A 22,349-nucleotide genomic window follows, 5' to 3' on the forward strand; every position below is an offset into this window, starting at 1 on the left:
TTTTTTCTTATAGTGGTTAAATATCCCTTCCATGCTCCGATGAAAGATAGTTATACTAAGTGAGCATTTAAAAGACAACGTGACTCAGAGTTGCAAATAGGTAACAATCATGGAAATGATGAACAATGAATTAATCTGCTTTGCTTCGGTTTGCAAGCATCTTTCCCTGACGGAGGCAGCAAAGGAGCTGGGATTGTCAAAGGCTCAAGTTAGCCGCCAATTAATGACTTTAGAGAAACAGCTTGGCGTCACGCTCGTCCACAGAACGACCAGAAAACTAGTTTTGACGGATCATGGAGAAAGCATTAAAGAGCTTGCGATTGAATCTTTAGATAAATTAAAAGAACTCAACTACAGAGCGAAATCACTGAGTGACTGCATTAGTGGTAAATTTAAAATAACAATGCCTAATTCAATTGCTTCTTCTATTTTTGGTGAAATACTGAAAAGCCTTAAAGAGCGTTATCCAGCTGTTAACTTTGAAATATCTTCAAGTAACAATGTTGAGAATTTATTAGAAAGTAAAGTGGACATGGCAATTAGACTTAATAATATTGTTGATGAGACTCTGATTGCACATAAGGTAGGCAGCTATCACGATATTTTAATATCGAAATCGGATAACGCTAAAAAAAATACACTACTCATCTATAAGAACCACTCTAATAAAGAGGCTATAAAGACCAATTACAGTGATGTTATTGAGGTTGATAATACGTCTATTTTGATGAACTTTGTTGCCAACGGTATCGGCGTGGGTGTTATTCCTAACTATCTGATGAAAGGAAGTAATGTAAATAATCTTCACGTTACTCAAACGTTTGATACGGAAAGGTCGATGTACATCGCTTATCCGTATCAACATCCACTTCCCAGAAAGTTGGCCGAGATATCAACTTTTATTAGAGAGGAACTAACCAGTATCTTAAGCAACAAATAAAGGGTTGTTTCTTATCCATTCAACCTGCTTACTCAGAGCTTAAATTTCTATAACTGGTTGTTCCGTTCAATGTACACACTGCTGAGACCGTTGAAATGATGAGTCTGGTATTAATCGCATGTAGCCCTAATATCTTCGGAAATACGATGCAAGCAACGTTTGGCACTCTCACTTACGCCCGACAACTGATGAAAACCATGTATCACACCTAAGTATCTTTCACAATATGCCTCAACTCCGGAATCCAACAACTGCTTATACAGTTGTTCACCTTCATCCCGCAATGGATCGAATTCTGCGGTGATGATATACGTTGGCGGTAATCCATTTAACTCGGCGCACGCTAAAGGATGGAGATCTGGATTGGTGTTGATTGAGCCTTTATCCATTTCACCCGTGTACATAGAGAAACCAGAAAGCAGCATATTCGCTGTGATGATGTAGTCAGTACCGTTTTGAACATAGCTCTGTGACTTGCCGAAAGGATCAAGCATCGGGTAAAGCAAAATTTGTTTCTTCGGTAGCCATTTTTGATTTTGCTTTAAGCGTAAAGTCGTGGTTAATGCTAATTGTCCACCAGCACTATCACCAACAAAGACGATGTTACTGGTATTGCCACCGTACTGAGTTGCTAACTCTTTTATCGCCACTACTGCGTTGTAAACATCATCGTGTGCAGCTGGATAAACGTTTTCAGGCGCTAAACGATATTGAATACAAATTACGATACTGTGTGACAACTTGGCTATCTGTCTGAGTTGTTGTTCGTGTGTTTTGAATCCACCACTGATAAAACAACCACCATGAAAATAGATGGTAATCGGCAATCCTTCATCGTTGCTCGGTTTGTAAACTTTCAAAGTGATACCGTTGAGTTGATCGACGAACTCGTCAAACATCTCAGGGCTGCTACCCGATAGAATCGTACTGGAAAGGTAGCCAGCTCTTCGATTTTCAATGTCATGTGCCGAGGGGCAAGGTTTTCCGTCTGCAATAAAAGCTTCAACAAGTTCTCTTATTCCTTTTTCTAGTTGATTCATCATCTAAGCCACCGACTTGTTTCATATGTTAGGCTTCAATTGTGCATTTTTACTGTGTATTTGTACAGTGAGATGTTTTTAAAAACACACACACAACAACTGTTTTTTTTGGAATCAACAAGTATAAATACTACTAAGCCTTTGTAGGGAAGGGGCAATGAAGTGATAGGGAAGATACCTGAGTCATTGCGTATTGAACAATCGCTGTTTTTACTAGAGAAAATACCTATGTAAGTAGCTTATGAGTTTTATATCAATAGGTTATGGTTAAATATCTAACACGTCCTTATAGTGTTTATGTGTGTGAGTAACGGCTTCTGTTCGGCGACCACTTATATAATATTAAGTTATTAGTAGTATAAAAAAGTAACAATCAAAATTAGTGAGTCGTTAGAATAAGATTGTAATAAGAATTAATAGTTGATTATTAAAGGAAAATAATTTAATTCTAAAAGTATTTTAAGTAGTTATTTAAAAAATAATCTGTAACTTCATAATAATAAAAGAAATTTAAATTATTGAATGCATGTGTTTGTTAATTATATATTTATTTTTCATGTTGTAGTGTGTTTATATGTTTTTATACCTAACATTATGTTTATTAATGACTTAATTTGTCATTATGCTTATAAGTAATATTGTATGTTAATATTTTATTAACTGATTTACTTTGTTTTACGAGAAATTATATTATAAAACTTGATCTAAATCATAGTAATACTAAAGTGTAAGTGTATGACCAGAAATACCTTGGCTTACGTTTACCATAGAAATTATTTATATTGCTTATAAGTTGCTAAATTTCTTGGTAATAGGAAGGTAAAGCAAGTACCAATACTACTTACGATACTTTCATTGGTTAGTTCATTGTAAGGAAATATTATGAAAGCGTTAATCACCTTAGCATGCTCTATGCTAGTTGCGTTTACCGCTACAGCAGGGCCCCGTGAAACAATCCATAGAGATGCAACTCTGTATTCCGATTCGTTCGCTTCCAAACAAGAAGCAATCGATGCTGGTTTTAACATGTATGAGGCGCTAGAAACGGCAAGCGATAGCGATTTACGATGGAAACTAAATACGACCGGAGATACTGTAATCGGTGGCACTATGGTAGTTGAAAGTGCACAAGTCAAAATTGAGGAGTTCCCTGCAAGCAGAGACACCATGCAATATCGTGCGATTGTAGAAGTCGATTACAACTACGAAGCAATTTCAGATAATTAATTAATTTTTATCTCAACTCTGTTTAATACAGAGAATATAGTTACATCTATATCGATGAGTAAGTTATGGTTAAGCATGAGTTGTTTGATTGCTATGCTGAAATAAAAGGTGATTGTAGTTAATCACCTTTTCAGTATTTATTGTGGGTAATTTTATCGATATACATTAACGATAAACAAAATTCTCTTGTTTGTCGTTTTTTCTTGCAGATTTAAACTGGTCAGAAATTCTATCCAGCTCTAATAAAGCATAGCTATGTTCACTGTAGTTAAATACATTTAGTGATAAAGCAAGTTTATATACACATAGTGCTCTTTTAATATCACCATTAGCCATGTAGCTTTTACCTAAATAAAAGTAAGCCTCGGTGAATTTTTGAGCCATTACTGTATTGTTCGCGGTGCTGTTGACGATATAGTTTGAGATATCCTCTTCATTTACCTGATTTAATATAACGCCTACCAGCATCCATTCCCATTGGTCAGTTTTATTTTCATAAGTCGATTTTAGTCGGGTAAGAGCGGCGTTTTTATCTGACTCAGATTCAATAATATAGAGCCACAATGCGCTGAAAGGATCACTTGGATTACTTTCGTAGTAAGTTTTCATGTCTTCTAACGCGAGATCTGGTCTTTTTCCATAGTACTGAGCAACTGCTCGGTTAAATACGGCACCTAAATTTGAAGGGTCAAGTTCGATGGTTGAATCGAAAGCTTGATAGGCCGTATCAAACTTACCGATTTGCGTGTAGTACATACCAAGTAAGTTATAAACATCGGCTTGTCTTGGATTAATTTCTAATGACTTAAAATAATCCATTCTGGCAAGGTCTCGTAGGCCCATACTGTCGTAAGAACGACCACGATCTAGGTATATCTGGGCTTTATCGGCAGCCTTAACTTTGTCTCCAGACAGGAGTTGGGTCAGCTCTGCGATATTGTTTTCTGCTAATGCATTCGGCTGTAAAGGTACTGCCATTGCAGGATAGCTCTCTTGCTGGGCAGTACTTGCTGTATTAACAGGTGTATCGACTGAACTGACCGGATTACACCCAGCAATAGCAACAATACTTACACACAAAAAGCCGAACTGTTTAAACATAAATCTACTCCTTTTTACTTCCGCATACCCGTTGGAAGTAACTTCGGCACCTTTATAGCACAAAAAGTAACCAGATAGTCAACTGTTGAGTGTTTAATCATTAGTGCAATCACAGTTCCTGGGTTTCTGAACTTAAAAAGGACACCTAACAATATGAAATTAAAGAAAATATTTTAAGTGACTGATATCGCTAGATATTGTGCAGATTGCTAAAAGTGTAGGGTAGATTCATTGTCGTTAGCACAGTCGTTTAGGTGGCTTATCTGTCCACCTAAACGTTCCTTAACGGTCACTTTTTGCTAAGCAGCGACAGCGACCAGTAATGAGACATTAAAAGACGTGTATATGTGCAGAGTAGTTAATCTGCCAAATTTCGATTGTTTTGCTCGATGGAACTTACTCAAACTCTAAACTTCGACACTTGGTTGTTCAGCTCAATGTATACACTATTGAGGTCGTTAAACTGTTGGCGAATCTCTTTAGAAGCTCGGTCAACTCCGTCAGTTTGGTCTTTCATTGAGATTAGATTTTGATTGATCTCATTGGAGACGCTGGATTGTTCTTGTGTAGCCAGTGCGGTCTGCTCGGACAAATCTCGTACTGAACTGAGAGAATTGTTCAGCGCATCGAATACCTGAATAACGCTGTCAAAATTACTCACTGCGCTGTTGGCGTTGTCTTTACTTAGCTTGATTGCGGTAAACGCGTCAGAAACGCTGTCGGTCAATTGGCTAATCATCTTCTCAATCTGGTTGGTACTTTCACCTGTCTGAGTTGCAAGTTTGCGAACTTCATCGGCGACAACTGCAAAGCCTCGTCCAAATTCGCCTGCACGTGCAGCTTCAATTGCAGCATTCAAGGCGAGTAGGTTGGTTTGTTCGGCAATCCCACGAATGACTTCGAGAACAGATGAGATGGCCTCTGAGTTTTTCTCTAGCTCTTCGGCTTTGGTCATCGTCACATCAATATTGTCGACAAGTGAATCAATACTGGCGTGAGAAGACGTCACTACATCTCGGCCACGGTCAATGTGCTCGGCTGCGGATGTGGATTCATCAGACGTATTGGCTGCGACATCCGCCATCTGCGCATTCGCCATCGACATTTCGCTGGCAGCACTAACAATGGAATCGCTCGATTCCACTAATTTTTGCGTGATATTACTAACTGAGTTAGCTACAGCCTCCAAGCGATGAGTCGAGTCACCCAATGCTGAACTTTTTGATTGGATAGTCTTCATTATCGTTTGCAGATTTCCAACGAAGGTATCGAACTCTTGCGCCAAATCTCCCAACTCATCTTTTGCATTAGAGTTGATTCGCGCTGTCAAATCACCATCACCCTCTGAGATTTCACGAATTCGTTGCGAGATATTGTTTACATTTTTCGTAATGTTTTTCGGTATGTAGTAGCTGATCAAGAACGCAATCAGAAAACCGATGACGACTATACCAATGGTGACTTGTTGATAACGTTGAATCTCCTGAGCCGTCTCCTGTTCTTTTATCCGACCCTGATTCTTTACCGCTTCTCCGGCTTTATCGAGCACGTCTCTAATGCGCTCAAACTTCTCGTCGGTAGCGGATAAAACGTCTTTCTGACTGCCAGCTATTTTTATTTCATCAGAATCCATGAGATCTGAACTCTCTTTAAACCAGCCTGAAAAAAGGTCGTCAAATTGTTCATAGGGAGTAACAAATTCAGGTTCGGGAGACATCAAGGTTCTGTAAGATTGAAAACGGTTGTTTGCTTGGAGAGCGTTTTCTTGGAAATCGTTGAGGTTTTTCTCTGCATCACCAATACCAGTGACAAACTTTTGCTGAGCTAAACGTGCTTGATATAAATCGCGGTCAGCATTGAGCACTTCTGCCAGCGCATCGAGGTAGCGTTTAAGTATCTGACGGTCGGTATTATCTTTACTCCAGTCTGACGCATGGGTGCGAAGCTTCGCCTCTGCCTGATCGAGTAAATTACGCATGGTAAAGAAATCTTTATCGATATCAGCCAAACGATCATTCACGAACTGGCTTGCAACATAGATAGAAGAAACATTTTTGCTGCTTTGAAGCCAATCATCGTAGAGGGCGTCAAAGTTATTAAAAGGCTCTACTAATTCTGGTTCATCGACCAGATACTTGCGGAAACTTTGGAAGCGATCATAGACTTGTTGCGCATTCTCATCGAAGTCTTTTTGTTGCTGTTGTTTGTCTCCGTAGTCCGAGAGCATCTCTGCCTGAGCTAAACGCGCTTGATAGATATCCCGATCCGCATTGAGCACGACTGCTATGGCTTCAAAGTAGGACTTGGTTTGTTTCTCCATCGCCCGATCTTCTATCTTGATGATGACCTGCATAAAGACAAAAATTGAAATCACTAGCACAGTGAGCAAGATAATGGGCAACATCATTTTTAATCGAATCGAATGAAGTCTCATACTAACCTCTTAAAGAAATAAATGTTGACCACACTAAAGTGGCACTTTCCGTTAAGATTTAGTGTAGTTCACCGTTGCATATGCGCAAATTTGAATCCAACCAAGAGCATGTAAAAGGCTTACGATTAATTAGAGAGAACACGTAAAGAAAGGAGTTAATATCCCTATTCAAACATCTAATATAGATTTATGACTGAGTAGCAACAACCTGCAATTTAAAGCCTAGTGTGTAATCACGCTGGGTGCGTTTAACGTAGAAATTATGTGAAGTAGTTATAATTCGTCCTCAATGTGTAAACACATTTTCGGCCGAGACATATTTTAAGTTAAGCAAGTCTACAGCTATGCGTTTAGGTGCAAATATATAAAAACGCAAGTATTATCAATCAACATTAATAAATATTAGAGAGCTAGGTGATGAACGGTAGTCGTTGGGTCAGTAACTTTGAAAATCATGCGTTTAGGCAGATCTGGAACCAGATTTTGGAGTATGTAGATGAAGAACCAGAAGCATTTGACAAAACAATTGCTGTAGATGTTCAAGAGATAGCGAGACTGGTAAAAGCCGTTACTTATTTAAATGAGCTACTTGATGGATGTGACCCTGAGCTAATTCCTTTATCAACTTGGGATAATTTTGGAGCTCAGTGTCAAGAGTGTTGGAAGCAAATCAATGCTTACAAAAGTAATAAGAACATTGGTCACATTAGAAACGCAAATAATCATCTCGATAACCTTCTTTCATATCTACGACCATATATGCAAGTTAAGGGGAATCAAGCCAAATCAATGAGTGCCTCTCTAAATGCTTATCAGAAATCTATAGATAACCAACTAGAACAATATCTAAAGAAACTATCTGAGTTGAATAGTGAGATCAACTCTATAAAGAAAGAGGTAGAAGAATCACTTACGATAACAAACTCCGCAAAAAATAGGATATCAGAGTATGAGGAGGAACTATTTGAGGGTGAAGGTAATCTTCGAGATCAAATTAGCTCACTGACTCAACATCTAGAATCTACCAAAGAAAATTTCGATTTATATAAAAAGGAATTGCTTGAAGAACATGGTGGTGATAGTTCAATAGAAGCAAGTATTACCAAAGCTCTAGAGGACGCTAAAAAAGATCGAAAATCGATTAATGAAGATTTGGTGGAAGTCCGTAAAGAAACAGAGTTTCTCTACGATGTATATAAAAAGGTGCATGGAGTAGAAGACGAAAATGGAGAGGTGACTGGAGGATTGCTAAGTGAGATCACCGATAGACAAACTAAGCTGGACGTATTTAGAGATAAGCAAGAGCAAAGATATAAAGCCTTAAACGAACAAATAGAAAAATTATTACCTGGGGCTGCCAGTGCTGGTTTAGCTAGTGCGTATCATGACTTAAAAAAAGGTTGTAAAGGTCCGATAAAGACTTACAGTCTGCTGTTTTATGGGAGCATGGTAGCTCTTGTTGCGGCTGGATTATTGTTGTTAATCAAAGATTTATCTTTTTCACCATTCACAATATCTTTTATGGAAAGCTCGACCGATTGGGTTAGTATTTCTAAAAGTTTGATACGTAAGTTACCTGTAATAGTTCCTATCGTTTGGTTTGCACTGTTCGTATCAAAACGAAGAAATGAGTTTAGCCGTTTACATGAAGAGTATGCTCATAAGGAAGCATTGGCTAAATCTTATCAAGGCTTTAAGCAGCAAATTGAAGAGCTATCAGACAATGATGACAAGCTATTAAAAGAACTACTGTCTGAAGCAATTAAAGCAATATCATTTAATGCATCCACGACTCTTGATAAGAAACATGATGAAGGAACCCCAGCCAAAAGCTTGGTTGATTCGATCTTGAAACTAAAAGATATGGGGGTGCTTAAATAGCGACTGAATACATTAAAAATAGATATTTTTCAGTTACTTGGGAGAGGTTAAGGTGAATGACTGGCATTTTCTATGCGGGCTATCAGCTGCTTTATTTCCTAGGACAAATGGCAATTTATTTATCCCATATCATTCTCTCATTCGTTATTTTGCTGGAAATGTAAGACGAGTTTTAGGTTATATCTTGCTCACTCTTAATATGCAACAGTGCGGGTTCAGTGAGGTTGGCTTGCTTTGCTAACGATGTTATCGATGCGAGTACGGCTTACTAAACGATTTTAAGCGCGATAGAAGAAATAGAAGAAAAAGCGGTTGTGATGTCTACATTTTCAGAAGGAATAAAAGACCACCAGCATTGCGCTGGTGGTCTTTCGGTTACTCGCCGGCGCTGAGTATTTTATTCAGCTCTTGGCGTTCATCGTCGGTCATTTCTGTTTTATTGAGGAACGGCATATCGCCACTGACGACAGCGCGAGCAATAATGCGGGATTTCCAACGTTCTACATCTTGCCATGTATCGAATACCGCGCCACTTGGTGCCACTTTAAACACATCATCTGTAGGTGTTGAACTGTGGCACTGGCTGCAGCGAGCTTCAATAATGCCTAACGCTGAGTGCTGCTGTTCTGTGAGTTGAGGTGCAGCTTCTACGGAAGCAGTCGCCACTGTTTCCGTAAACGCAGATTCAGAACCTTGTACCGCAACCACTTTTGGTGCGTGTAGCTGTGATGTCGCTTGCCAACTAATGGCAACTGCCAGTGCAAACATAGCGCCAGCACCAACATACATCACGCTCGGTTTTGACTGACCAGAGTGCTTGAGGTTGAAGTAATGGCGAATGCAAGCACTGATAAGCATAATTAAAAGCCCAATTAACCAGCTTTGTGCGTGCTGGTAAATCATCGGATAGTGGTTACTGATCATCAAAAAGATGATAGGCAGCGTGAAGTAGTTGTTGTGGATAGAACGGCGTTTGCCTTCTAAGCCCGGAGCTGGATCTACAGGTTCACCGGCGGCCACTTGTTTTACCATTTTGTGTTGGCCAGGAATGATCTTATGGAAAACGTTGTTCACCATTATCGAACCGATCAGCGCACCCATGTGAATGAAAGCTCCACGGCCACTGAACATATGGGCGAAAGCATAGAAGAATAGTGCGCCGAATAGCACTAACACGCCAATAAACAGAGGTGTTGAACGGTTCAATGGAGAACGCATTAATCCTTCGTACACAACCACGCCAAGAAAGATAGTTCCTATTCCTAAACTCACAGCTTGAAGCGTGCTCAGTTCCATAACACGAGGGTCAATAAGGTAAGCTTGCGCGTTGAAGTAGTACATCCAAATTAACAACGCAGTGCCTGTCAGCCAAGTGGAGTAGGCTTCCCATTTAAACCAGTGTAGCTTTTCAGGTATTTGTTCTGGGCCAACTTGATATTTGGCGACTTCATAGAAGCCCCCACCGTGGATCGCCCAAAGATCGCCTTTGATTCCTTTGTCCTGTTTCCACTTTGGCGGCGTTTCTAAAGAGTTATCTAACCAAGTGAAATAGAAACTTGCGCCAATCCATGCAACACCGCAGATTACATGGAACCATTTGATAAATAACGCAATCCATTCGTAGAGTTGTGGCCACATAACATCACATCCTTTTGATAAACTAAATTTCCATGAACATAGGTTTTCTCGATCACTCGCTCGTCACCCATTGTGACCAAAGCGAAAAGCTGCTCTGACAATTCCTGACAACGCAAAATGCGCTGTTTGAGCATCGGAAATGCTGTGAGATCGAGTTCTACGAAATCGGCTTCAGTGCCGATATTAAAATTGCCGATGAGGTGGTCGAGCCCCATGGCTGCCGCAGCTCCCTGAGTGCAGAGATAGAGAGATTCAAACGCATCTAAGCTCACGCCCTGCAGCTGACAAACTTTGTAAGCATCACTTTGGTTGCGCAGCAGACTCAAACTGGTGCCAGCACCGACATCACTGGCGATAGCGACTGGGATTCCAGCCTCTTTTGCTTTTCGATAGTCAAACAAGCCACTACCTAAAAACAGATTCGATGAAGGGCAGAAGGCAATAGAAGCGCCGTTTGCCGCTAAAGACTTAAACTCTCGGTCATTGAGATGCAGAGCATGCCCAAACAGGGCGCGGTCGCGCACAAGGTTGTAGCGCTCATACACGGCTAGGTAATCGTTGTCTTCAGGGAAAAGATCTTTTACCCACGCCATTTCACCGTGGTTTTCACTCAAATGGGTCTGAATGAAAGTGTCCGGATGTTCTTTGGCAAGTTGTCCGGTTTTAGCTAGTTGCTCTGGTGTGCTGGTTGGCGCAAAGCGAGGGGTAATCGCGTACAGTGCACGCCCATTTTTGTGCCAGCGTTCAATCAGCTCTTTGCTGTCTCGATAGCCGGATTCCGGCGTATCTTGCAGCTCGTCAGGACAGAAACGATCCATCATTATTTTGCCGCATATCATCCGCGCATCATGTCGTTCCGCTGCGGCAAAAAGCGCGTTAACCGACTGCGGATGAACGGTGGCAAATACGCTGGCTGTGGTTGTGCCATGAGCAAAAAGTTGCTTGATGAAGAACTCTGCCTGAGCATTACAGTAGTCTTGATTAGCGAACATTAGCTCTGTTGGAAAAGTATATGTGTTTAACCAATCCAACAGTTGCTTACCATAGCTGGCAATCATCTCTATTTGAGGGAAATGCACATGGGCATCAATCATCCCCGGAATAAGCAGCCCGTGATGCTGAGTCACATGTCCTTGAATCAACAACGCTTTATTAGCTGAGATTGAAAAGAATTCTTTGGCATCTCCTACATGGGTAATACGCCCATTTTCCTCCACAAGCACGCCGTCATTCCAATACTGATAGTTCTCAGACGGTGACGATGTCACTTTTGGGAAGTGGAGTAAGCTTCCTCTATGTACCTTTAACGTCATACTAACTACCTCGATAGCTGGAGTATGAGTAGGGCGAAAGAAGTAGCGGTATGTGGTAGTTTCTGTCGTCGCTCACGGTGAAATGCACATCGATCATTGGGAAGAAAGACGCTCCGAATTGTTCTTCACAGTAAGGCTGAACGAGAAAGCGCAAAGTAAAGTTATGTTTATCAAGCGTAATGCCTTCAAAAACGGCACGACCATCTTCGTTTGTGGTTTCCTCAGCAAGGCAATCGAAACTGCCCAAGCGATAAAGTTTTACAACGATATTTGCAGCGGGATGACCATTAGCGGTGTCCAGTACATGGCAACTGAGTTTGTTCATAAATAAGCTTCCATTCTTATCTGACTGATTTTTTGTTGTTCTATTGCGGCTTGTTGCAACTCTTGTCCTCGAGTGTGGTTGATGCGCGCTTTTAACATGCTGAGCATTTCATCTGCGCTTTTGTTTGTAGCGCATACGATGAAGATAAAACCGAATTTCTCTGCGTATTCTTTGTTGAGTGAAAGCAGTTTTTGCAAGGTTTCATTGGAGGCGCCTTTTACGCCACCTTGTTCTTTTTCACTTAACGATTTTCCCTGCGCGTATTTCTTTTGCAGTGTAGAGATATCACCAATCATTGGGTGACCAGCGAACGCCTCCAGCCAATCTTGTTCTTCAAGTTCTGCAAACGCTTCCTCTGCAGCGTTTTTGAGCTCAGAAGGACTACCAAAAGGCATTTGTGCTTTCACCAACGATACCCATTTCTGACTGGTGCAGATTTTGTTCAGTGCTTGATCATCGAGTTCCAAGCTCGTTCGTACTGCTGTCATTGCTTTTCTTCCTTCAAAACCTTACGAGCTTCATTTGCCTGCTTCCATTGCACTTCTTCGCTGTTGCTTTCACGGTTAATGGTGTTGGCTTCTTGTTCACTGAACAAACCAATCAGTTGAGCCGCCACTGAAACAGCAACCTGCATTGGCAATTTGCCTTTCACATCCGGATGACCAATCGGGCAGGTGAGGTTATGAATGAGATCAGCGTCGGTGAGCTGTTCTTTCAAACGGAATTCAAAGCGCTGTTTTTTACCTTGTGAGCCGATAAGACCGACAAACGCGAAGCGGTTTTCTTCCAGTGCCAAACGAGTAATTTCAAAGTCGAGCCCATGATCTTGAGTCATCACAATGACATACGCGTTGTTAGGTAGTTGGCCTAACGCTTCAATTGGATTTTCCAGCAGTTCAACCTTGATGCCTATGTCCTGTAGAGGCGCAAGCCATTCGTGTCGGCTATCAACCACAGTCAACTGACAAGGCAACTCATTTAACACTGTAGTTAATGCTTGGCATACGTGCCCAGCGCCAAAGATAACCACCTGAGGTGTTTGAGTATGGAAATACTCGAACATCACCTGAACCGCGCCGCCACAGCATTGCCCGAGATCCGCCGAAAGGGAGAAACGTTCAATGGCCACTTGGCTTTGATGAGAAGCTAATCCTTCACGAGCCTGAGCGATAACTTGAAACTCAAGGTTCCCACCGCCTAGCGTGTCGAACTGGCACGCTTGCGTAATCACCATTTTTGCACCGCTTGATCTCGGTACCGAGCCAACGTAGGCAACCACAGTTGCGATGCAATAAGCTTCGCCTTGCTGTTCAAGCATCTGACACGCTTTCAGCCAGTGCATGCTTGGGTTGTTGAGCAGTCCATTATTATTGAACTGATCAACATTGAACTGCTCAAAACTTTGAGGATTATGGTGTGACGGCATCTTCGGTCTCCTTCACAACATTGTGTTCAAGCCATTGAAGCTGCTCTTCACACGCTCCCAAAATGGTTTCTCCGGTAGCAGGGGCATGCAAGTGCGGCGCATGTTTGTGACCACTGATAGAAGCCACTGCATCATAGGTTGCACACCAAACGCTGATTGCATGCATAAAAGGCGGTTCACCCACCGCTTTCGAGCGATAAATGCTGTGCTCTGGGTTGGCTTTTTCATACAAATCAATGTGCATCTGTTTTGGATAGTCACCAATCGTCGGGATCTTGTAGTTCATCGGGCTGTTACTGAGCAGGCGACCGTCTTCATGCCACACAAGTTCTTCAGTGGTCAGCCATCCCAAACCTTGCACAAATGCGCCTTCAATCTGACCTCGGTCGATGGCTGGGTTTAAGCTGTTGCCCACATCGTGCAGAATATCCACGCGATCAACACGCATTTCGCCGGTTAGTGTGTCGATGGTAACTTCTGAACAGGACGCGCCTAATGAGAAGTAGAAGAAAGGATGACCCGTCGCGGTTTTTCTGTCGTAACCAATTTTTGGTGTTTGGTAAAAGCCGGTTGCAGAAAGAGATACACGTGCCATATAAGCTTTTTGTACCAACTGAGCCCATGTGACGGTTTCATTCACACCCACTAGTTCACCGTTAACGATATCGACGTCTTCTACTTTGTAGTGGCTACGAGCAAATTCCAGCAAACGCTGTTTAATCTCTAATGCTGCTATGTGCGCTGCCATGCCATTCAAGTCGGCACCAGAAGATGCTGCAGTTGGCGAGGTGTTGGGAACTTTGTCGGTGCGGGTAGAGGTAACCAGCACCTTGTCTAAGCTCACGCCAAAAGTTTGTGCGACGATTTGCTGAATTTTGGTATGCAGACCTTGACCCATTTCGGTACCGCCATGAGAAACCTGCATAGTTCCGTCTGTATACACGTGGATAAGTGCGCCGGCCTGGTTGAGGTGCGTTGCAGTAAACGAAATACCGAATTTAATCGGTGTTAACGACAAGCCTTTCTTTAATACAGAATGGCTTTTGTTCCATTGATTTACCTGTTCACGGCGAGCACGATAGTCACTGCTTTGTTCAAGCTGCTTCATGATTTCAAGCATGGCGTCGTATTGGTCCACCTGCATGCCATAAGGAGTTACATTTTTACCAGCGCGGTAGAGATTTTTAAGGCGAATATCGAGTGGGTCTTGTTTGACGGTTAGCGCCAGCTCTTCCATCGCTTTTTCGATCACGATCATCCCTTGAGGACCACCGAATCCACGATAAGCTGTATGAGAAACCATGTCTGTTTTAAGGCGATTACCTTCAATGCATGCTTTACCAAGGAAATAAGCGTTGTCAGCATGGAACATTGCGCGATCGACAATCGCATCAGACAAGTCAGGGGAGTGACCACAAATACCCTTTACTTGGATATCCGCTGCGATGATTTCACCTTGTTTGTTCGCCGCGATTTGGTAGCGGTTGTAGAACGGGTGACGTTTACCTGTCGCCGTCATATCAATACCGCGAGGCAGGCGTATTTTAACGGCTCGTTTTGTGTGATAAGCCCCTAATGAGGCTAAACATGCCCATTGTGCCGCTTGGCTTTCTTTACCACCAAAGCCACCACCCATGCGTCGCATATCAACGGTGACTCGGTTGAAATCAACATGCAAAACTTCAGCTATCAGTTTTTGAATTTCAGAAGGGTTTTGCGTTGATGAACGTACAAAAATTCCGCCATCCTCGGTGATTTCTGCAAGGCTGACTTGTCCTTCCAGATAAAAATGCTCCTGACCGCCGACGTGCATATCGCTGTCTATGGCGATATCCGCATTATCAAACACGTTCTGTTCAATGTGTTTGCCCATTTGGTGCGAAGGGAGCAGCTCACTGGCGTTTTCGTGGCTTAGCACAACTTCATCTTGTTGGTATTCAACAGAAGCTAAACGCGCGGCTTTCCATGCTTGGTCGTGAGTGGTTGCCAATACTAGCGCGATAGGCTGACCGAAATAGCGAATTTCATTGTCCAAAGCCAGCAGTGGGTCGCCTTTGAAAATAGTACCAATGTCTTTCTCACCGGGAATCGCATCCGCAGTAAAAACCTTAACCACACCTTCGGCATTCTCAACAGAAGAAAGATCCAGCTTGGTAATTTTACCTTTGGCAATCGATGAAATCACAACCGCAGCATGAAGGCAGTTTCTTGGAGTTACATAATCATCAACAAACAGGGCTTCGCCACTGACTTGTTTATCCGCACTTTCATGTTTGTAGGGGTTGCCTACAACACCAGTTGCCGATTGTTGAGCAGGTGTTTGTTTATCAACAGCAGTTTGTTTAAAAACGGAAGTTAATTTACGCATGTTGCACCAACCTTGTTTCAACTTGCTGTGATTCTAGGTAAAAGCGTTGCAGCAGGTTTTGTACCAGTTTTACCCGATACTCCGCAGAGCCGCGAACGTCACTTAACGGATGAATCACCTGAGTAACCTTTTGACGTGCTTTGTTCACGATAGGTTGGGTGAGTGAATGACCGACAAAGACTTCTTCCAGTTCAAATAAACGTACAGATTTAGCGGCCACACCGCCTGCTGAAATAATGCAGCTCTTAACGCGTTTGTCTGAACCGATTGTCATGTTGATAGCCAGAGTTACGGTAGCAATGTCGTCCTCGTAACGCTTACTGACTTTGTAGATGGCATGAAGCTGGTTTGGTGCTAAACGCGGTAGGTGAATCGCACTGATCCACTGATTCGGTTTAATTAAGGTTTCGCGATAGCCAGTAATGTAATCTTCTGGTGCATAAAGGGTTTTGTTTACGCCATCATCCAGTTCAATTTTGCCCTGAAGACTCATCAATAGTGGTGCAATATCACCAATAGGAGAGGCGTGACCAAGGCTTCCGCCAAGTGTTGCTCGGTGGCGAATGGTCAAACTGCCCAAACGTTCAATCACTTCATCCGTGGTTGGGAAGTGTTTCTTCATAAATTCATGAACAATGTTCATCGGTACCGCAGCGCCAACTCGCCAGCCGGAGGTGGTTTCGGTAATACCAAGCAGGTCATCAACGTGTGAAATATCAATCAGTTCGGGAATGGATTTCAGTTGTTGCGTGACTTCCAGCGACAAGTCAGTACCGCCAGCGATCAGTTTTGCATTCGGATGTTCAGCGCGTGCTTTTGCCAGAGCTTGACGAGTGGTTGGCTTAATATACTGAGCACTTTCGAGTGGCTGAACAGATTTCATCCATGCTTTAACGCTTTCGATTTCAGCGCTGAGTGGATCTTCAATTTCAGTGGTTGCAATGGTGTTGGCGGCTTCAATCAGCGGACCATAACCCGTACAACGGCATAAGTTACCTGCTAAGAAATCGGCAGGGTGTTGTGGTTTTTCGGTTTGTTTGGAAAGTGCGTACAACGACATCACAAAACCCGGTGTGCAGAAGCCACATTGTGTACCGTGTTTATCTACCACTATTTGTTGAACAGGGTGGAGTTGGTTGCCCTGTTTCAGGTGTTCTACCGTAACGACTTGTTTGCCATGCAGTGAGTGGATTGGCGTGATACAGGCGTTTATTTGGCGATAATTGACGTTATCACCCTCTAAGCTGACTATAACGACAGTACAAGCTCCGCAGTCGCCGCTTGCGCATCCTTCTTTAGAGCCCGTCATCTGCTTTTGTTCGCGCAGGTAGTTCAGCAGCATGGTATCTGCTTTGGCAGACGCCACTTTGACGACCTCGCTATTAATCATTAGCTCTAACATAACTTCCTCTCTCCCTTTCTAATTGTAGCTTTAGCCTTACTTTCTGCGCTTCCTTGCTTCAATGAGTACGGGTTTTTGTTATTAAACTTGTCCAACTGGTCAACTATTGGGTTAAAAAAAGACTCGTCGGCTGTGAGCTAGCAGACGAGTCCCGACGTGATTAATTAGGAATTTTTGCGTCGATACCTTCAACGTACCAGTTCAATGCTGCTAGCTCTTTGTCTGTTAAAGAGTGACCTGCTGGTATAACTTCCTTGCCTTGGTTGTCTTTCATAGGCCCTGTAAATGGAACGATATCGCCTGAAATGATCTTCGCTTCTGTGTCAGAAATTGCAGTTTTGATCTCTTCAGGAAGGCTAGGGTTGATAGCAACAATTTGTAGCAACTCATCTTTTAGACCACCCCAGTAGTCTTCTGGTTTCCAATTACCGTCCATAACCGCTTGCACAGTTTTGATGTAATGTGGTGCCCAATGGTCACGTACAGAGAACATGTGAGCTTTCGGTGCAAAGTGGCTCATATCAGAGGCTTGACCAATAGCCATCATGCCGCGTTTTTCAGCTGCAATCAGTGGTGCTGGGCTGTCAGTGTGTTGAAGAATAATGTCTGCGCCTTGATCCATAAGTGCGTTCGCAGCATCCGATTCTTTACCTGGATCGTACCAAGTGTTCACCCAAACGATTTTTAGTTTGATATCTGGGTTTACGCTTTTCGCGCCAAGATAAACGGCGTTGATATCACGAATAACTTCAGGGATTGGGAACGTTGCAATGTAGCCAAGCGTGTTTGATTTTGTTGCCATACCCGCTGCAACACCAGATACATAACGACCTTCGTAAGTACGAAGTACGTAAGTACCTAGGTTTTTATCCATTTTGTAACCTGTCGCGTGTTCAAACGTTACTTTAGGGAAGCGTTTAGCTGCTTTCGCGGTTGGGTTCATAAAGCCGAATGACGTTGTGAAGATAACTTCATTGCCTGACTTGGCGAGCTGAGTGATAACGCGCTCTGCATCCGCACCTTCTGGTACGTTTTCCACGAAAGTAGTTTGCACTTTGCCGTTGAAGTGTTTTTCCATTTCCAGACGGCCTTGGTCGTGCTCATAGCTCCAACCGTGATCGCCAACAGGACCCACGTATACAAAACCGACTTTCATCGGATCTTCCGCAAGGGTAGAAGTTGAAAACACTGCAGACACTGAAAGTGCTGCAACCGTCATCCACTGATTTATTTTCATGAAATTCTCCATTTCAAAGATATCGCTATTTTAAGATAGCTATTTGGTTGTCCATTTTTGCTCGCAAAAGTGTATTGATAGGGAGTTGCTTGCAAAAATTCGTGATACGAGATTGTTAGCAAAAAGTTGACCAACTGGTCGTGTTTTGAATAATTATTTTAGAATGGGCTTGTAAGCATTGTGCACAAAGGGGTTAGATATATTGTATACAGTCAGTATAGACACTGATGGGAATTTAACTTTAAGTGGATGTTTTACAATGGTGCTTACATGTATACAAAATGCACCATTTTGATGCGTAAGTGTGGGCTGAAAAGCTTGGGTAAATGCAGCTAAATAGAGAAGCCTTTTCGAACAAATGCAGCGATATACCAAACAAAAAGCCCGCAATAGCGGGCTGATTTGTATCTGTTGTTATTGACGTTTAGGGTCAAACGGTTTGCCTAAACTCATTGGCGTTGCCAGTTTCTGGCGCAACTCATTTGAGCTCAGTAAAACCATGACAACGACCGTTGCTACATAAGGGGTCATCGCGAGCAGGTTAGGAGAGATGTCGATTCCTGCTCCCTGCATCATCAAATGCATGATGGAAGTAAAACCGAATAAGTATGCACCCAACACCAGATAACCAATGCGCCATGAAGCAAACACAACCAGTGCTAACGCGATCCATCCGCGTCCCGCGGTCATGTTTTCCATCCACATCGGTGTATACGATAACGACATGTAAGCTCCCGCAAGACCAGCCAATGCTCCGCCAAGCAATGTGACCATGTAACGAACTTTAATCACTTTAATACCTAATGCGTTCGCCGAGTGCGGGTTTTCACCCACAGCGCGAATAACAAGACCAATACGTGTTTTGTGCAGCGTCCACCAAGCTGTGCCGACAAGAATAAAACTCGCGTACACCAAGATGTCATGGTTAAACAGCAACGGACCAAAGAATGGAATATCACTGAGTAAGGGAATCGCGATTGGCTTAAACCCTTGAATGGTGCTGCCAACTAAGCTTCCGCCTAAGAACGCACTAAGCCCTGTGCCAAAGATAGTTAGAGCCAAGCCGGTTGCTACCTGATTTGAGCTAAGTGTGAGCGTTAATACACCAAATAACCAAGCCATCATCATACCTGCGAACATGGCAACCAAGACGCCGACGAGCAAGCTGCCCGAGACCATAGCACCAGCAAAACCGGCCATTGCACCCATCAGCATCATGCCTTCCTGACCAAGGTTAAGTACCCCAGTCTTCTCACAAATTAACTCGCCCAAAGCGATGATAAGCAAAGGGGTACCTGTCTTTAGTGCCGCGATAAACAGCGACTGAATTAGCATTGCATCCATTATGCGGCTCCTTTCTCATTAACCAGTGAACTAGCGGTTTTCTTGCTTAAAGCACGATTCGGCACGAATCGGTAGTAGATTAAAAAATCACACGCTAATAAGAAGAAGAGCAAAGTGCCTTGGAACAAACCAGTGACTGCTGTTGGCAGGTTAAGTTCAATTTGTGCAAGGTCACTTCCCATGTAAAGAGCGCCCATAAACAGGGCAGCGATAATCACGCCTATTGGATTCAAGCGACCAAGATAAGCGACAATAATCGCCGCATAGCCATAACCGGGAGACACCGAAGGAACTAGCTGACCAATTGGGCCCATCACTTCAGCAGCGCCGGCAAGTCCTGCCATTGCACCCGCGAATAACATTACGCCCCAGACCAATTTGTTTTCTGAAAAACCTGCGTATTTTGCGGCTGCACGCTCTGAACCCATTACTCGTAACTTAAAACCGGGCAATGTTTTGAACAGCATTAATCCTGCTGCTATTGCGACGATCACCGCAATCACAATTGACATGGTTGCTCGTCCAGATTCCGTCAGAGGTGACATCATGACCGCATCGACAAACATGGACGATTCAGGAAAACCAAAGCCTGAAGGATCACGCAACGGGCCATGCACCGCCCAAAGCAGAATATACAAGCCAATGTAGTTAAGCATGATGGTGGTAAGAATAATGTTGGTGTGAAAACGACGGTTTAACCAAGTAGGAATACCTGCCCATAATGCCCCCGCGATAACACCAGCACCAACGGTTAGCAGGAAGGTACCAAAGCCGGAATCGTCAGTAGCAGTTACCGCTACGGCACTACTGGCTACTGCACCGATTAAGAGTTGGCCTTCAGCGCCGATGTTCCACATGTTTGCGCGGTAACACAGTGCCAAACCAATCGCACATAACATCAGAGGTGCGGATTTGACCAGCAGCTCGCCTAAGTTGTAGCTGTCAGAAAATGGCATGATGACAAACACTTGAAAGGCTTTGAGCGGGTCAACATCTAACCAGACAAACATCAGACTGGAGACAACCATAGTGAGTGCTACAGCGATGAATGGAGAAAGCCAAGACATCAGTTTAGAGCTTTCTAAACGAGGTTGAACCTTAAGCATTTGCGACCTCCACATGAGAAACGAAACCACCGGCTATCCATTCCCCAATTTGATCGATAGAGGTATTGCTGGTTTTGACTGCATCTGACACTTGGCCTTCATAAATTGCGGCTAGGCGGTCACACAGAATAAACAGTTCGTCGATATCTTCAGAGACAACCAGAACCGCTGTGCCAGCATCACGCAATGCGATAAGCTGACGGTGAATGGCACTCGCAGCGCCGATGTCCACGCCCCATGTTGGATGTGCACAAATAATAACTTTGGGTTGCTGAGCGACTTCACGTCCCATAATAAACTTCTGTAAATTACCGCCTGAAAGGCTCTTAGCTTGAGAGTTTTCATTGCGGCATTTCACTTGGTTGTTGCTGATAAGCTGCTTGGCAAGTTGTTTGAGCTTAGGAAAGTTAATGACACCACGAGAGCTCAGAGCACGAGAGTGAGTGAGTAGGGTGTTTTCTTCTAAACTCATTTCGGGAACGGCTCCCTGGCCAAGGCGGTTTGCTGGAACATAAGCAAGGCCAAGCTCGCGTCGTTTACCTGCGTCCCAATCCCCGATGTTGATATCCTGCCACTGAATACTTTCAGCGATGCTACGTGTGTCTTCACCACTGAGGACCGCAAGCAAATCTTCCTGACCGTTACCAGCCACACCTGCGAGGCCGAAAATTTCGCCAGCGCGGAGTTGCAGATTTACTTTCTCTAGACCACAACCGAAAGGGTGAGAAGGAGAGAGTGTCAGATTGTTTGTTTGCAGAATGACATCGCTGGTTTCGGTTTTGGGGTAGCTTTCCGATAGCTGGGTTTCATCACCCACCATCATTCGCGCAATCGAGTTTGGCGTCTCTTGGCTCGGGTCACATTCACCTGTAACTTTTCCGCCACGCAAAATCACTGCGCGATGGCATAAAGAGGTGACTTCCTTAAGCTTGTGGCTGATGAATAAAATGGCGCAACCTTCGCTGGAAAGCTGGTTCAGCACTTCAAATAAGCCTTCGATTTCTTGAGGCGCAAGCACTGACGTAGGCTCATCGAGGATTAAAAGCTTAACGTCCTGAATCAAGCAGCGAAGAATTTCAACACGTTGCCTTTCTCCGATACTCAGACTGTGTACATATCTGTCTGGGTCTACATGCAGTTTGTATTGTTCACTTTTGGCGATGATAAGTTTGCGTAAATCCGAAACTGAGTTGAGAAATTCCTTATCCAAACCCAGTTGAATGTTTTCCAGTACGGTGAGTGTTTCAAAAACGGAAAAGTGTTGAAACACCATGCCGATACCCATCGCTCTTGCTTGGTTTGGCGAGTTGATCGTGACTTCGTGGTTATTCCACATAATAGCGCCTTCACTTGGGCTATTAACGCCATATATCATTTTTACTAGCGTTGATTTTCCTGCGCCGTTTTCCCCTAGCAGAGCAAGGATCTCTCCTTGATGGAGTTTTAAATTTACTTTGTCATTGGCCACGACGCCGGGGAAGAACTTACTGATGTTCCACAGCTCGAGTAGTGGTGTGTCCATGTTGAGCAGATTCCTTTCCAATTATTTTTATGGCTATTTTGGTTT

17 protein-coding genes are annotated in these 22,349 nt (G+C 43.3%); 3 read left to right on the forward strand and 14 right to left on the reverse strand.

What is annotated here, in order from left to right:
• The first annotated feature begins 109 nt into the window (after positions 1 to 109).
• On the forward strand, positions 110 to 940 hold the full coding sequence (locus L3V23_RS17070; RefSeq protein ID WP_237292628.1) for a LysR family transcriptional regulator: 831 nt from the start codon (positions 110 to 112) through the stop codon (positions 938 to 940).
• A 110-nt stretch (positions 941 to 1,050) separates the two neighbouring features.
• Here the strand turns inward: L3V23_RS17070 and L3V23_RS17075 are convergent, their stop codons facing one another.
• Positions 1,051 to 1,983: an alpha/beta hydrolase gene (locus tag L3V23_RS17075; protein ID WP_237292630.1), complete on the reverse strand. Its 933-nt coding sequence runs from the start codon at positions 1,981 to 1,983 to the stop codon at positions 1,051 to 1,053.
• Positions 1,984 to 2,862: 879 nt separating this feature from the next.
• On the opposite strand from L3V23_RS17075, the gene L3V23_RS17080 reads away from it, so the two are divergent.
• Entirely contained in the window at positions 2,863 to 3,207 is a 345-nt protein-coding gene (locus L3V23_RS17080; protein WP_102966612.1) for a DUF3316 domain-containing protein, read from the forward strand.
• A gap of 165 nt (positions 3,208 to 3,372) precedes the next feature.
• On the opposite strand, the gene nlpI is transcribed toward L3V23_RS17080, so the two are convergent.
• Positions 3,373 to 4,308: a lipoprotein NlpI gene (nlpI, locus tag L3V23_RS17085; protein ID WP_237292632.1), complete on the reverse strand. Its 936-nt coding sequence runs from the start codon at positions 4,306 to 4,308 to the stop codon at positions 3,373 to 3,375.
• Between the two features lie 400 nt (positions 4,309 to 4,708).
• Positions 4,709 to 6,742: a methyl-accepting chemotaxis protein gene (locus L3V23_RS17090; protein ID WP_237292633.1), complete on the reverse strand. Its 2,034-nt coding sequence runs from the start codon at positions 6,740 to 6,742 to the stop codon at positions 4,709 to 4,711.
• A gap of 417 nt (positions 6,743 to 7,159) precedes the next feature.
• Between L3V23_RS17090 and L3V23_RS17095 the strand changes: the two genes are divergently transcribed.
• Positions 7,160 to 8,623: a hypothetical protein gene (locus L3V23_RS17095; protein ID WP_237292635.1), complete on the forward strand. Its 1,464-nt coding sequence runs from the start codon at positions 7,160 to 7,162 to the stop codon at positions 8,621 to 8,623.
• A 375-nt stretch (positions 8,624 to 8,998) separates the two neighbouring features.
• Here the strand turns inward: L3V23_RS17095 and L3V23_RS17100 are convergent, their stop codons facing one another.
• From L3V23_RS17100 to L3V23_RS17150, 11 genes are all read right to left on the reverse strand, one after another.
• On the reverse strand, positions 8,999 to 10,261 hold the full coding sequence (locus L3V23_RS17100; protein ID WP_237292637.1) for a urate hydroxylase PuuD: 1,263 nt from the start codon (positions 10,259 to 10,261) through the stop codon (positions 8,999 to 9,001).
• Positions 10,207 to 11,574, reverse strand: coding sequence for a guanine deaminase (gene guaD, locus L3V23_RS17105; RefSeq protein WP_237292639.1), 1,368 nt, complete (start codon positions 11,572 to 11,574; stop codon positions 10,207 to 10,209). The genes L3V23_RS17100 and guaD overlap by 55 nt, the downstream gene beginning before the upstream one ends.
• 1 nt (position 11,575) lies before the next feature.
• Positions 11,576 to 11,899 (reverse strand): hydroxyisourate hydrolase, encoded by a 324-nt coding sequence (uraH, locus tag L3V23_RS17110; protein WP_042482607.1) that lies wholly within the window; start codon positions 11,897 to 11,899, stop codon positions 11,576 to 11,578.
• Positions 11,896 to 12,387, reverse strand: a complete 492-nt coding sequence (uraD, locus tag L3V23_RS17115; protein ID WP_102966608.1) for a 2-oxo-4-hydroxy-4-carboxy-5-ureidoimidazoline decarboxylase — start codon at positions 12,385 to 12,387, stop codon at positions 11,896 to 11,898. Before uraD ends, uraH begins: the two co-directional genes overlap by 4 nt.
• Complete coding sequence (gene xdhC / locus L3V23_RS17120; protein ID WP_102966607.1) at positions 12,384 to 13,325, reverse strand: xanthine dehydrogenase accessory protein XdhC; 942 nt, start codon at positions 13,323 to 13,325, stop codon at positions 12,384 to 12,386. The genes uraD and xdhC overlap by 4 nt, the downstream gene beginning before the upstream one ends.
• Positions 13,309 to 15,693: a xanthine dehydrogenase molybdopterin binding subunit gene (gene xdhB / locus L3V23_RS17125; RefSeq protein ID WP_102966606.1), complete on the reverse strand. Its 2,385-nt coding sequence runs from the start codon at positions 15,691 to 15,693 to the stop codon at positions 13,309 to 13,311. The genes xdhC and xdhB overlap by 17 nt, the downstream gene beginning before the upstream one ends.
• Complete coding sequence (gene xdhA / locus L3V23_RS17130; protein ID WP_102966605.1) at positions 15,686 to 17,095, reverse strand: xanthine dehydrogenase small subunit; 1,410 nt, start codon at positions 17,093 to 17,095, stop codon at positions 15,686 to 15,688. Before xdhA ends, xdhB begins: the two co-directional genes overlap by 8 nt.
• Positions 17,096 to 17,255: 160 nt before the next feature.
• Positions 17,256 to 18,332: a BMP family ABC transporter substrate-binding protein gene (locus L3V23_RS17135; RefSeq protein ID WP_102966604.1), complete on the reverse strand. Its 1,077-nt coding sequence runs from the start codon at positions 18,330 to 18,332 to the stop codon at positions 17,256 to 17,258.
• Positions 18,333 to 18,746: 414 nt separating this feature from the next.
• Entirely contained in the window at positions 18,747 to 19,676 is a 930-nt protein-coding gene (locus tag L3V23_RS17140; protein WP_102942098.1) for an ABC transporter permease, read from the reverse strand.
• Positions 19,676 to 20,782, reverse strand: a complete 1,107-nt coding sequence (locus L3V23_RS17145) for an ABC transporter permease (RefSeq protein WP_102966603.1) — start codon at positions 20,780 to 20,782, stop codon at positions 19,676 to 19,678. The genes L3V23_RS17140 and L3V23_RS17145 overlap by 1 nt, the downstream gene beginning before the upstream one ends.
• Complete coding sequence (locus tag L3V23_RS17150) at positions 20,775 to 22,304, reverse strand: ABC transporter ATP-binding protein (RefSeq protein WP_102966602.1); 1,530 nt, start codon at positions 22,302 to 22,304, stop codon at positions 20,775 to 20,777. Before L3V23_RS17150 ends, L3V23_RS17145 begins: the two co-directional genes overlap by 8 nt.
• Positions 22,305 to 22,349 lie beyond the last annotated feature (45 nt).

It is taken from the genome of Vibrio sp. A1-b2, from assembly GCF_021726015.1.
Taxonomy (GTDB): Bacteria; Pseudomonadota; Gammaproteobacteria; order Enterobacterales; family Vibrionaceae; genus Vibrio; species Vibrio diazotrophicus.

Bases quoted from the DNA above. Each gene is read 5' to 3' on its own strand.
- L3V23_RS17140 (WP_102942098.1), bottom strand. From the start codon at position 19,676: ATGGATGCAATGCTAATTCAGTCGCTGTTTATCGCGGCACTAAAGACA.
- nlpI (WP_237292632.1), bottom strand. From the start codon at position 4,308: ATGTTTAAACAGTTCGGCTTTTTGTGTGTAAGTATTGTTGCTATTGCT.
- xdhA (WP_102966605.1), bottom strand. From the start codon at position 17,095: ATGTTAGAGCTAATGATTAATAGCGAGGTCGTCAAAGTGGCGTCTGCC.
- L3V23_RS17095 (WP_237292635.1), top strand. From the start codon at position 7,160: ATGAACGGTAGTCGTTGGGTCAGTAACTTTGAAAATCATGCGTTTAGG.
- L3V23_RS17145 (WP_102966603.1), bottom strand. From the start codon at position 20,782: ATGCTTAAGGTTCAACCTCGTTTAGAAAGCTCTAAACTGATGTCTTGG.
- L3V23_RS17080 (WP_102966612.1), top strand. From the start codon at position 2,863: ATGAAAGCGTTAATCACCTTAGCATGCTCTATGCTAGTTGCGTTTACC.
- L3V23_RS17100 (WP_237292637.1), bottom strand. From the start codon at position 10,261: ATGTGGCCACAACTCTACGAATGGATTGCGTTATTTATCAAATGGTTC.
- guaD (WP_237292639.1), bottom strand. From the start codon at position 11,574: ATGACGTTAAAGGTACATAGAGGAAGCTTACTCCACTTCCCAAAAGTG.
- L3V23_RS17150 (WP_102966602.1), bottom strand. From the start codon at position 22,304: ATGGACACACCACTACTCGAGCTGTGGAACATCAGTAAGTTCTTCCCC.
- uraH (WP_042482607.1), bottom strand. From the start codon at position 11,899: ATGAACAAACTCAGTTGCCATGTACTGGACACCGCTAATGGTCATCCC.
- xdhB (WP_102966606.1), bottom strand. From the start codon at position 15,693: ATGCGTAAATTAACTTCCGTTTTTAAACAAACTGCTGTTGATAAACAA.
- L3V23_RS17070 (WP_237292628.1), top strand. From the start codon at position 110: ATGGAAATGATGAACAATGAATTAATCTGCTTTGCTTCGGTTTGCAAG.
- uraD (WP_102966608.1), bottom strand. From the start codon at position 12,387: ATGACAGCAGTACGAACGAGCTTGGAACTCGATGATCAAGCACTGAAC.
- L3V23_RS17090 (WP_237292633.1), bottom strand. From the start codon at position 6,742: ATGAGACTTCATTCGATTCGATTAAAAATGATGTTGCCCATTATCTTG.
- L3V23_RS17075 (WP_237292630.1), bottom strand. From the start codon at position 1,983: ATGATGAATCAACTAGAAAAAGGAATAAGAGAACTTGTTGAAGCTTTT.
- L3V23_RS17135 (WP_102966604.1), bottom strand. From the start codon at position 18,332: ATGAAAATAAATCAGTGGATGACGGTTGCAGCACTTTCAGTGTCTGCA.
- xdhC (WP_102966607.1), bottom strand. From the start codon at position 13,325: ATGCCGTCACACCATAATCCTCAAAGTTTTGAGCAGTTCAATGTTGAT.